The sequence below is a fragment of the Archangium violaceum genome, assembly GCF_016859125.1.
Classification (GTDB): domain Bacteria; phylum Myxococcota; class Myxococcia; order Myxococcales; family Myxococcaceae; genus Archangium; species Archangium violaceum_A.
The window spans coordinates 7,364,559-7,376,882 of sequence record NZ_CP069338.1 but is presented as its reverse complement, the minus strand read 5'-3'; the positions used below and the strand labels follow the sequence as shown (position 1 = coordinate 7,376,882).

The following is a 12,324-nucleotide window of genomic DNA, read 5'->3' as shown; positions in this document are numbered from 1 at the left end:
CAGCCCCTGAGCGAAAAGAGCCCCGCCCCGCTGGCTGGCGAGGGAGGGAGCAGCAGCTCTGACTCGGGCCCGCCCTTTCCCTACCCTCATTGACTACGAGGGTCGAAAAGGATCAGCCATGCGCAAGGTCTTCATCTATTCCATCCTGCTTCTCGGGGGACTGGTGGCGTCGCAGGCGCTTCCAGCGCTCGGGCCAGGTGTCTACGAGCCCCTGGCGCACGTCATCCGGCTGCTCACCATGGTGGGCCTGGCCTTCATCATGATTCACGTCGGGCAGGAGTTCGACCTGGATAAGTCGAACCTGCGCCAGTACGGCTGGGATTACGTGGTGGCCGCCACCGCGGCCACCTTCCCCTGGATTTTCGTCACGCTCTACTTCGTCTTCGTGCTGGCGCCACCGGAGTTCTGGGGACGGTTCGACTATTGGAAGGAGGCGCTGCTCCAGGGACGGTTCGCCGCGCCGACGAGCGCCGGGGTGCTCTTCTCCATGCTGGCCGCGGCGGGCCTGGGGGCGACGTGGGTGTTCCGCAAGGCACGCATCCTCGCCATCTTCGATGACCTCGACACCATCCTCCTCATGGTGCCGCTCACGGTCCTGCTCGTCGGCTTCCGCTGGCAGCTCGCGGGCGTCATCGCCCTCATCGTCCTTCTCCTCTGGGGGGGGTGGAAGTACCTGCACCGCTGGCGCATCCCGTACAGCTGGCCCTGGGTGCTCGGCTATTCGGTATTGCTGGCGCTCGTCTCCGAGCTCATCTACCTCGGGACGGGGTACATGGATCCCGACGCGGCGGTCCACTTCGAGGTCCTCCTGCCCGCCTTCATCCTGGGCTGCATGATCGCCAAACCCGAGCACGGGCTGCACGAGCAGGACGGGCTGGAAGGTGAGCAACCCGGGCCCGATGCGCGCAACGAGCAGCGCGTCGCGACCGTCATCTCGGGTTGCTTCATGGTGCTCGTGGGGCTGTCGATGCCCGCCCTGGGCGGGGCCGGCGCGTCCCGGGAAGCCGCGCAGAGCGTCAGCGCCGTCGCGGGTGGCAGCCCGGGCTGGGGCCTCATCGCCCTCCATGTCCTGGCGGTGACCCTCCTGTCCAACCTGGGAAAGATGTTCCCGGCGCTGTGCTATCGCGACAAGGCGAGCCCGCGCGAACGGGTCGCCCTCGCGGTCGGGCTCTTTCCACGAGGCGAGGTCGGAGCCGGCGTGCTCGTCGTGTCCCTGGGCTATGGCATCAGTGGAACGGCGATGACGGTGGCCCTGCTGTCCCTGGCGCTCAACCTTCTCCTCACGGGCATCTTCATTCTCGCGGTGAAGCGGCTGCTGGCCGCGCCCCACCCCGAGGCCATATCCATCTCCACGAAGGCACCACGTCCACCTCGAGGCCAGACACATCGGCCTCCCAGGAACATTCCCGCGAGCGAAGGAGGGCACTGACATGATGACGCACGAACCGATCACGCCTCGGGGTCATGGGCCAGGAAGAGGACTGGGCCTGCGCCGCGTCCTGGTGGCCACGGACTTCTCCCCCCACTCCGCCTGTGCGCTGGAGCGGGCGCGCCAGCTGCCCCTCCAGGAGGGAGCGGAGCTCCTTCTCGTTCACGCGCTGCCCTCCGAGGCCACCGGCGAAATCCGGCACGGAGAGGAAGAAGCGCTCGCCCGGCACGCCCTCGAGGAGGCGGTGCACCACACCCGGGGGAGGCTCGCGCGGGGCTCATGCGAAGTGCGCGGCCTGCTGGTGAGAGGCAAGCCGCTGGAGGCCATCACCCGGGCGGCACGGGACTTCGGGGCGGAGTTGGTGGTGATAGGGAGGCCCCGCATCCCGGGCTCGCTCCTGGCGCGGCTGCGGGAGCGGATGGCCGGAGGCTTCGTCGAGAGCATCCCCACCGCGCTCCTCGTCGTCGGGCCGCCCCCGGTGGGCCCCTATCAACACCCCCTGATCGCCGTGGAGCTCACGGAGGCGTCCCGGCATGCCGTGGAGGCGGCGCTCCGCCTGTGTCCCAACGCGAGCCGCGTGGCCGTACTGCACGACTACGATACGTCCTACGAGCTCGTCCTCCACCAGGCAGCGCCCTCGCGCATCCCGGAGTTCCAGCGCGAAGCCAGGACACAGGCTTGTGCCGAGCTGCACCGGTTCCTGACTCCGTACCGTGAGGCCGGGGTGCACTTCGACGAGCTCATCGGCTCCGGCGAAGCCAGCACCTCCACTCTGGAGCTCGCCCAGGAGGAGCACGCGGACCTGGTCGTCGTTGGGAGGCACACGCGCTTGGGGTTGGGCCGGCTCGTGCGCCCGCACGTCGCGCGGCAGATCATCAAGGAGAGCACCTGTGACGTGCTCATCCTGGAGCAGGAGGACCTCCCGAGGGAGGCGTCATGAGCCCGTCCGCCGGAGGCTTCCGAGAGCTGAAGCGCGTGGGGGGATTCCTCCCCATCGAGGATCACGGCCTCATCGGGGACGGGAAGGCGTCGGCGCTGATCGGGCGCGATGGCTCCGTCTGCTGGATGTGTGTACCCCGTTTCGACTCGCCACCGCTGTTCTGCGGCCTGCTCGATGAAAAAAGGGGGGGAGCCTTCACCGTCGCACCCGAGGGGCTGGTCGAGTCCCGGCAGGAGTACCTGGAAGACACGGCGGTCCTGGTCACGGAGCTGCGAAGCACGACGGGCCTCGTCCGCATCACGGATGCCCTGCTGCTGCGAGCCGTTGACTTGCGGGAGGATCTACCGGCGCATCGCGGGGAGCTCCTGCGGAAGGTGGAGGTCCTCCATGGCCGTGTGCGGCTGCGCGTGACCTTCCATCCTCGCGGGGATTGCCAGCTGGAGCCGTGGAGGGGCGGACTGCTCGTCCGGCTGGCCGCGCGGCCGGAGGTCGATCTGGTCCTCCGGGCGACGCAGCCGCTATCCGGGAAGGAGTCTTTCTGGGAGCTGGCGGCGGGAGAGCAGGCGGCGCTCCTGATGCAGTGGAACGGGGCGCACCGCCGCCACTGGGATGTTCCGCCCGGGGAACAGCTGGCCGAGACGGTGGAGACGTGGCGCCGGTGGGCCTCGCACATCCGCTACGAGGGTCCCCAGGGAGCGCTGGTCCGGCGCTCCGCCCTCACCCTGAAGCTGCTGGACCACTTCGAGAACGGCGCCATCATCGCCGCGCCCACCTCGTCGCTGCCCGAGACCCTTGGCGGCTCCCGGAATTGGGACTACCGCTACGCGTGGATCCGGGACGCGGCCTTCTCCGTGTACGCGCTCCGGCGCATTGGGATGGGCTCGGAAGCCGCTGGCTTCCTGGGGTGGGTGCTGGAGGCGGTGGAGCGGCACGGGCGCCCCCGAGTGCTCTATGACCTGGATGGCAATCAGCCGCCGCCCGAGCGTATCGACCCGGAGCTGGAAGGCTATCGAGGCTCCGCTCCGGTGCGTTGGGGAAACGCCGCGGCCGAACAGCACCAGCACGACGTCTTCGGAGAAATCCTCGACTGTGCCTATCAGTGGGTCAGCGGCAATGGGACCATCGACGCGGCCCTCTGGTCTCACCTGGCGGCGCTCGCGGACGCGGCCGCGCGGGAGTGGCAAACACCCGACCACGGCATCTGGGAAGTGAGGACGGCGGGACGGCCCTTCACGTATTCGGCGGCGCTCTGCCACGTGGCGCTGGACAGGGCCGCCCGGCTGGCCAGTGACCTCCGGCTCCCGGGTGACATCGAGAGGTGGCGGACATGCGCGGACACGATCGCTCGAGCCATCCAAGAGGAGGCCTGGGACCCGAAAGTGAAGTCCATCACCGAGCATCTCGGCGGAGGGGGATTGGACGCGAGCCTCCTCGCGCTACCCCTCCGCCGGGTCCTCCCCGCGGATAGCCCTTTGATGAGGGCAACCACGGAAGCCATCCACCGGCACCTGGGTGCTGGCAAGGGTCTGCTGTACAGGTACCTGCCACGGGAGTCTCCGGATGGGCTCGAAGGGGACGAGGGTGCCTTCCTCCTCTGCAGTTTCTGGCTCGTGGACAACCTGGCACTGCAGGGACGGCTCGACGAGGCGATGAACCTCTACGACTCCCTGTGCCAGCGAGCCGGACCCCTGGGCCTGCTGCCCGAGCAGATCGACCCCGCCAGCGGGGCCTTTCTTGGCAACTATCCGCAGGCACTGAGCCACGTAGGTCTCATCTCCAGCGGGGTCCTCCTCGAGCGGCTCACGCGTCACGAGCGGTCGCACACCCTCAGCGGGTCCCCCTCGAGCCTGCCCGGTCCCGCGACTCGCCCGGAGGAGAGGGCGACGCGGGACGGCGCCACGAACGCAGGCGGGTGAGCGTCATGCAACTGTTCAATGTCGCGTCATGTGAGCTTGCGCGCCAGGAAGTCGCGCACGATCGGCACGGCTTCCTCGAAGTGCGTTTCCAGAAGCCAGTGACCAGCACCTTCGAGCAGATGCAGCTCGGCATCGGGAATGTCACGCAAATAAGCGCGTGCGGCAGGCGCTGGCATGTAGCCGTCCTCCGGCCCCCAGAGGATCAGCGTGGCGGGATGCTTCTCTCGAAGATAGCGCTGGTAGAGGGGAAACCACTCCAGGTTCTCTTTCAGCTTCTCCATCAACCCCACGGCGACGGCCCGCCGCACCGGTGTGTCCATGAGCGGCCAGTGCAGCTTCCACAGATCGGGCGGAATTCGTTCCGCGAGCCGTGACGAAATCTCTCCGACGAACTCGTCCCGGAAGCCCGCCTCGCTCACGGCGGCCTCCAGCGGCTGACGCGTCTGCGCGCTCGGGTCGTTCCAGAACGCCTTGATGGCTTCGTATTTCGGACCCAGCGCGTCTTCGTAGATGTCGCCATTCTGGATGATGACAGCCTTTATCCGCTCCGGGTGGGCGATGGCATGTCGCAGCCCGATCTGGGAGCCATAATCATGCAGCCAGATGGCATACTCCCGAAGCGCCAGCGCCTCGGTGAACCGCTCGAGGAACCTGGCATACGCATCAAAATCATAGCCGAACCCGGATGGCTCCGGAGTGTCGCTGTAGCCAAACCCTGGAAGGTCGGGTGCGACGGTCCGCCACCGCTCCGACAGCGCCGGCATCAGACGGCGGTACTGATAGGAGGAGCAGGGATAGCCGTGCGGGAGCAACAATACCGGAGCGTGCTCCGGACCGGACTCGCGGTAGAAGATGCTCAGGCCGTCGATCTCGATGCGGCGGTGCAGGACCCGTGATGAAGCCGGGATATCGTCGATGAAAGCCATGCGTGCCTCCCTGGTGTTCGCCTGCCAACGCAACGCTTCGCGCGTCTCCTCTTCTTTTCTTCTTTTTTCGCTCCGAGCTAAAATGGAATAATGGGTTCTACCTCCCGGATACGCAATACCGGATTTCACAGGGGAACCTACATGACCCAGCGGCTCCTGAACCTCCTGGTCGCGACCCTCGTCCTGGCGTACGCACCCGTCTCCATTGCCCTCACCCCCACGGAGAAGAACCTGGCGATCGACTCCTACAACAACGCCTTCTATGTGGCGAACGGAGGGAACGGCTACTACGTGGTCGACACGAACCGCGGCGTGCCTGGCCGGATAGACTTCTGGCGGGTCTGCGAGCAGATCGAGGCGGCCGAGGACGCCTACGACCGGACCAGGAACCCGGCCTACCGCGACCTGGTGTTCTCACTGCTCAACGGGTTGAACAACGTCGTCAGCAGAACCACGGACTTCGCGTCGTGGAACGAGTACAACGACGACATCATGTGGGCGGTCATCGCCCTGACCCGCGGCTACGAGATCACCGGCCATCGCCCGTTCCTCGATCAAGCGCAGTGGCAGTTCAACAAGGTCTGGGATCGCGCCTGGGACAACCAGCTCGGGGGTGGCCTCTGGTGGCGCACGGACAAGCAGACCAAGAATGCTTGCGTGAACGGCCCGGCCGTCATCGCCGCGATGTTGCTCGCCCGGAACACGGTCAACACCGGCTACCGGGCGCAAGCCGACCAGATCTACAACTGGCTCCGTTCGACCCTCTTCAATGCCTCGACCGGTCAGGTCGCCGACCACATCCAGGCCAACGGAACGAAGGTCTGGTGGGCATTCACCTATAACCAGGGAACCTTCGCTGGCGCGTCGACCCTGCTCTATCAGGCGACCGGAAACACGAGCTATCGCGACGCGGGCGGATTGGCGGTGAACTGGACCCGTCGCAACCTGACGGGCCAGCACATCGCGGACATCCTCAACGACGAGTACGATGCCAACGGCGGCCACGGAGATACCGCTGGGTTCAAGGGCATTTTCGTTCGATGGGCGAGCAGGTGGGCGGGCGCGGCCAACGACGCCTCGATCAAGAGCTGGCTGAACTACAACGCGAACACCGCGTGGTCGTACCGGAACTCGTCCGGCGTGATGTGGGGCCAGTGGTGGCGACGAACCCCGGACAACTACGTCACGTCCTGGGAGGCGAGCCCCGGCCTCGCGGTCTCGCAGACCCCGTTCTGAGGCGCCGCGTACACCGAGCCAGCTCGCCGCCCTCCCTCCCCTACCCAATCGGTGCGGCCCGTAAACACCTGGCGTACGGCTGGACAACCCGGAGATGAGCACCTACGCTTCCAGGCCTGCGGCGGACGGAGGGGGGAGGCGTTCGCGAGCAGATGAGCGCAGGCGAGCACGTCCCTCCCATACGTATCAGGCTGGAATGGGAAGTCCGACGTGTTGACCATCCGGAAATCTCAGCTGGAAGCATTTGGCGAAGTGGCGAGGCGGAGCTTCGAGGACAAGATGCTCGAACACCTGGCCGGGTTCTGGGTGTTCGGCCATGGCTGCTTCGAGGATCCACTCCAGCCCTGGATTGCCCAGACCCTGGGGGACACAGCCACGAGCGATCCGGAGGACCGCGCCAGCCTCCTGAAGACCAGGGCCTTCGCCTGGCTCGAGCAACTGCTGGCCCACCAGACCGAGGGAGTGCGGTCATGACCACACCGGGAAAACCCACTCATCCCAACTCCCAGCCCTCGGATTCGACTCCGACCGATGGCACCGCCACGGGTTGCCCGCAGGACATCCTCATCCGCCGCGAGAATGTCCTCTTCGTTGGCTCGGAGTCGGACTACGACAGCTTCTGGCTCAAGATGATGTTCATCGCCGCGGCCTATGTCCTGACCCGCGGAGGGCTTTCGCGTTCTTCTCCCATGGGGTGCCCGGCGCCATCAAACTCAACTTCAATGGTCCCTTCCGTACTCCGGCCATCGACTTCTCGGCCTCCGAGCTCTCCGCCACCCGGAAGGACGCCTTCGTGCCAGATGGTCGCATCTATTCCTACGCCTGCCGGACCGGCGCTTCCAAGATCTGGGAAAGCTTCTCCAGTGATGCGGACGCCGGCATGGAAGGCAGTCTGGCCCAGAAGATGGCCAACCATTACAAGGTCGAGGTTCATGCCTTCCTCCGGCGGAGCTTCTATGGGGGCATATTGCGAGAGAAAAGCACCTCCCTCGCCCTCTCCGAAGCGTTGAAGGAAGCTCGCAAGACGCAGAAGGGGCAGGTCATCGAGCTTCCATCCGAGCACCAGGCCCTTCCCCATCCCGGCCTCGCCGATGGACTCTTCTCGGGTGCCGTCAAGGAAGGCACGAGCGGATACGCGCTCTGGCGCAAGGCGGGTGGTATCGAGCTCCCCAGCACCGGACAGACCCCCAAGGGTCTCAGTGCCGGCATGCACGTGTTCACCCCCAAGTCGTCGCCCTCCTGATGCCAAAGCGCTCCAGATACCCACTCGTGACCGCTGGATTCATCTTCGCGGCGGCAGGAGCCTTCGCGCTCAAGTACGGATTCGAGGCTTCCTACATGATGCAATGCCAGAAACTCACCCCAAAAGAACTCGAGGCGGCGCGCACCCATTTCGACCAACTCCATCGGTATGTCCTGAGTGACAAAGGGCGCTCCTCCGTACAGTTTCAGTTCAACCTGAGTCCCATGGTGGTGGGCGAATCGCTCTTCGCCATCTACTCCAACCGGACGCTGACAACCGTCTACCTCGGGCCCTATCAGCCCCAGCTCACCGTGGAGATCGACGACAACCTCACCTCGGACAAAGGCTACGATCAGCTCGAGTTCCGGCTCCTCCAGCTCGAGAAGATGCAGGGCTGCCAGTGGGTGAACGAGCAGGGCGAGCCCTACTGGCAACCGGGAGCACGGATCGCCATCGAGTTCCTGAGGGCACAGGTGCTCGATGAGAACGAGCTTCCCAAGCGCTTCGACGTCACCATCCGTTGACGGGCTCGACGTGACGGAGCGAGGACATGGTGCTACACCCCCGCGCCCTCATTCCATGTCCACACCCGAGGAATCTCCTCCACCCTCTTCCTGGATGGCGCGATGAACGACGAAGAGTTGCTGAAGAAGGCACTACACGTGGCCAGGGAAGCGGGCCTGCTCCTGCTTCGCAAGCAGGGCTCCGTGCTCCCGTTCGGGCTGACCCTCGACCCGGCGGGAGACAATCCAAGAACCTTTTTTCCCCGGGACCAGCTGCCGCGCGCCTCATGGGACGAGCTGCTCGATGCCACCATCGCGCATCTCGAGCGCGGCATCGGCTCGGGCGGCGTCGGGGCGATCGCACTCGTCACCACGCTCGAATCCGGAAGCGAGTCTGGCATGGGCATCCAGGTCGAGACACGCACCGCCTCGGTGTTCCTGGTGTACCCCTACAGCGGAACCGGGCAGAGCTGGCGTCTCGGGGAGCCCCAGACGGCGGAGGGATTGCTCGTTGGACCCCTCCTGGCGGAGGAGAGAGGGTCCTGAAGGTCAGGATGCGCTCGGCGTCCAGCCTCCGTCGGGCCGCCCAGGCCCGGATGAAGGCACGGTGCGTCTCCGCCTTGGGAGCGCCGATGTCCTCCGGTTCGATCTGTTGCTCGACGAAGAAACAGGCCTGGCGTAGATGCCGAGCATCAGCTTGACGGGCCGCCCGTGCGCGCGCGCCAGGGCGGCCAGGAGGGCGTGCTTGATGTTGCAGGTGCCTCGCCATCGAGGCGAGGAGGGGGCACCGGCCCAGCCCCCCTCCCCTTCTCACATGCGTCGTTGCGTATGCGTCCGGGGCGTCAGCGACGCACCGTGGCGTACAGGTCGCTCACCTCGCTGTCGTCGAGCGCGCGGCCGAAGGCCTTCACCTCGTCGATCGACCCGGCCCAGAAGTCGGTGTCGCGGCCGGCGTACTTCGCGCGCCCGATTGCCAGCGGCCCGCTGCTCACCGCCCCCGGGCCAGCCGGTATGGCAGCCACCCGAAGGCCGTCGACGTACAGCCGCAGCTCGCCGCCGGCCCGGACGCCGACGAGGTGGTACCAGCGGCCGAGCTCCGGCGTCACGGCGTACGTGGCACGGAGCCCCCCGGGCATGCTGAACGCGAACGCGCCATGCCCATACTGCAGGTAGAACGGGTTCTCCGTGCGGCGGCCGTCCTGGCTGACCGCCGTGGCGTAGTTGCCCGGCAGCACGTCGAGCGTCACCCACGCCGAGATCGAGTGGTCGCCGCGGGTGTCCAGCACCGGGCCCGCGGTTTCGGCGAAGTCGCCGTCTCCATCGAAGTGCAGCGCCCGCCCGAGGACTCCGTCCGTCCAGTTGGTGTCCCCGTACAGCATCACGTCGCTGCTCCCTTCGATGTCGTCGCCCAGCGTGCCGCTGCCCTCGTCGAGCGGCCAGTACCCGCGTCCGGGGAACACCGCGTCGTCGCCCGCCGTGGCGCCCGCGGCGATCACCCTCCGGTTGATCTCTCGCACCGGCGCCGGGTCGACCTTCAGCACCCGCCGGTCGTAGGTGTAGAAGCCGTTGAGCTCGTTCTCCAGGTCGGTGATCTGGGTGTAGACCGAGCCGGACAGCTCCGCCCCGGCGGCGGCCAGGTAGAAGGTCTCGGTGTTCTCGACGTACTTCGCGGTCAGCGCCGCCTTGTCCGCCACCCCGCTGTAGATGACGGCCGGCGCGCCCGGCCACATGTGGCCCGGCGTGCGCAGGGTGAACCCGCCGTGCTCGCCGTCCATCGCCGCGCGCGTGGTGTCCGGGTAGGGAGGGTCGTTGTTGGCGTAGTCGTGGTGGTCGATGACGTCACCCTTGCCGGAGTCTCCCTTGGACTCACAGCAGTTCACGCCGCTGTGCGCGTTGACCACCCGCGACGGGTCGGCGGCCTTGACCTGCTCGGCGATCCGGCCGGTCTCCTCCCGGTTCCACTCGCCCCAGCCTTCGTTGAAGACCACCCAGCCCACGATGGACGGCGAGTCGTGCAGCTGCTCCATCATGCGGCGGCCCTCGGTGAGGAACGCCTCCTGTCCCTGCTCGTTCGTGATGGTCCCGGAGACGAAGTCCTGCCACACCAACAGGCCGATCTGGTCCGCGTGGTAGTACCAGCGCGCCGGCTCCACCTTGATGTGCTTGCGGACGGCGTTGAACCCGAGCTCCTTCTGCGCCTGCAGATCCCAGCGCAGGGCCGCGTCGCTGGGCGCGGTGTTGAGCCCGTCGGGCCAGAACCCCTGGTCCAGCATGGCGAGGGAGAAGATCGGCTGGCCGTTGAGCACCAGCTTCGGGAAGCCGCCGACGTCCTGGATGGCCACCGAGCGCATTCCGAAGTAGCTGCCGACGGTGTCGGTGCTCGGCCCATCGGAGAGGGTGACGTCGAGCTCGTAGAGGTACGGGTCGTCTGGCGTCCACAGGTGCGGCTGCGACACGGGCAGCGAGAGCTGGGCGTTGGCCGGACCGGTGACGGTGCCGACCACGTTGCCGTCGGTATCGCGGGCCACGGCGGTGACACTGGCGCCGGACGAGGCCGACGCGGAATGAACCTCGATGGCGAGCGTGCCCGCCTGGACGTCCGGCGTGATCACGAGGTCGTCGATCGCCACGTTGGGCACGGGTTCCAGCCAGACGGTCTGCCAGATGCCCGAGGACGACGTGTAGAAGATGCCGCCCGGACGACGCGATTGCTTTCCGACCGGCTGGTTGGGTCCGGTGGTGTCGGTGACCGCGACGATGAGCTCCTGCTCTCCCGAGCCGCTCAGTGCGTCGGTGATGTCGGCGGAGAACGCGGTGTAGCCACCGATGTGCTCGGCGACCTGCTGGCCGTTGACCCACACCCGCGCGTGGTAGTCCACCGCGCCGAAGTTCAGCCGGAGCCGCTGCCCGGCGCCGATCCGCCAGGACGCGGGCACGGTGAAGAGCTTGCGGTAGAACATGTGGTCCTCATGGCGCTCCAGCCCGGAGAGCTGGGACTCCACCGGGAACGGCACGATGATGCGTTCCGGCAGCGTCCGGCCAAACACCGGCAGCTCGCCCTCGGCCGCGCCAGCGAACTCCCACGGGCCGTTGAGGTTGAGCCACTGGTCGCGGACCTGCTGCGGCCGCGGGTACTCGGGCAGAGGGTTGGCCGGGTCGAGCTGCACGCCCCACTCGGTGCGCAGCCGGTGGGTCGACTCGTTGGTGGCGTCACGGATGAGTTGCGGCACCGCCTCGCCCTCCACGGTCAGGCCGCCCACGCCGTCGTAGGAGACGCGGACGCGCTGGCCGCGCTGGACCGGCTCGGAGAGGGTGACCACCAAGAGGGACGGGTCTTCGGCGGCGACGGCGGCCGAGGCCAGCGGCATCGGGCTGGTGTCGGCCTCCACCGTCAGGTGCGCCACCAGGTCGCCGAGCGCGGTGACCGGCTCGTCGAAGTCGAGCGTCAGCCGGAGCCCGTCCTCACCCACGGTGAGGCCGACCGGGTAGATCTCGAAACCGACCGGCGGGGTGAACGCCGTGGCCGGAACGATCTGCTTGCTGACGGTGGCACTCGACCATCGCAGGAACATGTTCGCGCCGCCGACGTCCTGGAACATCTCCAGCCGGAAGTCGTGTGCCTCGCCCGCGACGAGGTGCACCGGTGCGCTGTGCTGCTCGACGTCCCAATCGCCGACCCAGTGGTCGATGACCGGTTCGCCGTCGATGAACAGCCGGAAGCCATTGTCGCCGATCGCGGAGAACGTGTAGTCGCCGGTCTCCGGCGCGGTGATCCGGCCGGTCCACCGCGCCATGGTGTGCTCGGTGCGGCCGGTCAGCGTCTTGAACATGGCCGACAGACCGGGGAAGTCGATGTTCGGGTCCAGCGCAACCGCGTCGAGATGGGCGAAGTCACGGGCGCCAGGCGCGGACATACGGAAGTACTCGCCCTTGAGACCGTGCACCTCCGCTGGCGGAGTCGAAGCATCCGGAGTCGAAGCGTCCGGAGTCGACCCATCTGGAATCGACGCGTCCGGGGTCGGCGTGTCCGGGGCCGGTGTCGAACAGCCGCTCAGGGGGCTGAGCAGCACGAAGGAGACCAACAGCAGGACCAGGGAGAGCAACCTGGACTCAGGGCGTGACATGGCGTCC

Annotated in this window: 10 protein-coding genes; 8 read left to right on the top strand and 2 right to left on the bottom strand. The window is 67.0% G+C overall.

What is annotated here, in order from left to right:
• Positions 1 to 118 precede the first annotated feature (118 nt).
• From JQX13_RS31605 to JQX13_RS31595, 3 genes are read left to right on the top strand one after another with little or no spacing between them, the layout of a single operon-like run.
• The gene (locus tag JQX13_RS31605) at positions 119 to 1,429 is read left to right on the top strand and encodes a sodium:proton antiporter (RefSeq protein WP_203403179.1); all 1,311 of its coding nucleotides are present in this window, start codon (positions 119 to 121) and stop codon (positions 1,427 to 1,429) included.
• A gap of 1 nt (position 1,430) precedes the next feature.
• A complete protein-coding gene (locus JQX13_RS31600) occupies positions 1,431 to 2,369 on the top strand; it encodes a universal stress protein (RefSeq protein WP_203403178.1) in 939 nt (312 codons plus the stop codon).
• Positions 2,366 to 4,285, top strand: coding sequence for a glycoside hydrolase family 15 protein (locus tag JQX13_RS31595; RefSeq protein WP_203403177.1), 1,920 nt, complete (start codon positions 2,366 to 2,368; stop codon positions 4,283 to 4,285). Before JQX13_RS31600 ends, JQX13_RS31595 begins: the two co-directional genes overlap by 4 nt.
• A gap of 26 nt (positions 4,286 to 4,311) precedes the next feature.
• Here the strand turns inward: JQX13_RS31595 and JQX13_RS31590 are convergent, their stop codons facing one another.
• The gene (locus JQX13_RS31590) at positions 4,312 to 5,211 is read right to left on the bottom strand and encodes an alpha/beta fold hydrolase (RefSeq protein WP_203403176.1); all 900 of its coding nucleotides are present in this window, start codon (positions 5,209 to 5,211) and stop codon (positions 4,312 to 4,314) included.
• A 141-nt stretch (positions 5,212 to 5,352) separates the two neighbouring features.
• Here JQX13_RS31590 and JQX13_RS31585 point away from each other — a divergent pair, with 141 nt between their 5' ends.
• The 5 genes from JQX13_RS31585 (at position 5,353) to JQX13_RS31565 (ending at position 8,739) form a co-directional block, all read left to right on the top strand.
• Positions 5,353 to 6,447 (top strand): glycoside hydrolase family 76 protein, encoded by a 1,095-nt coding sequence (locus JQX13_RS31585; RefSeq protein WP_203403175.1) that lies wholly within the window; start codon positions 5,353 to 5,355, stop codon positions 6,445 to 6,447.
• A 210-nt stretch (positions 6,448 to 6,657) separates the two neighbouring features.
• Positions 6,658 to 6,921, top strand: a complete 264-nt coding sequence (locus JQX13_RS31580) for a hypothetical protein (RefSeq protein WP_203403174.1) — start codon at positions 6,658 to 6,660, stop codon at positions 6,919 to 6,921.
• Between the two features lie 220 nt (positions 6,922 to 7,141).
• A complete protein-coding gene (locus JQX13_RS31575; RefSeq protein WP_203403173.1) occupies positions 7,142 to 7,690 on the top strand; it encodes a hypothetical protein in 549 nt (182 codons plus the stop codon).
• Positions 7,691 to 7,716: 26 nt separating this feature from the next.
• A complete protein-coding gene (locus JQX13_RS31570; RefSeq protein WP_203403172.1) occupies positions 7,717 to 8,214 on the top strand; it encodes a hypothetical protein in 498 nt (165 codons plus the stop codon).
• Between the two features lie 102 nt (positions 8,215 to 8,316).
• Positions 8,317 to 8,739, top strand: coding sequence for a hypothetical protein (locus JQX13_RS31565; RefSeq protein ID WP_203403171.1), 423 nt, complete (start codon positions 8,317 to 8,319; stop codon positions 8,737 to 8,739).
• Between the two features lie 296 nt (positions 8,740 to 9,035).
• Here the strand turns inward: JQX13_RS31565 and JQX13_RS31560 are convergent, their stop codons facing one another.
• The gene (locus JQX13_RS31560) at positions 9,036 to 12,317 is read right to left on the bottom strand and encodes a LamG-like jellyroll fold domain-containing protein (RefSeq protein WP_239013970.1); all 3,282 of its coding nucleotides are present in this window, start codon (positions 12,315 to 12,317) and stop codon (positions 9,036 to 9,038) included.
• Between the last annotated feature and the right edge of the window lie 7 nt (positions 12,318 to 12,324).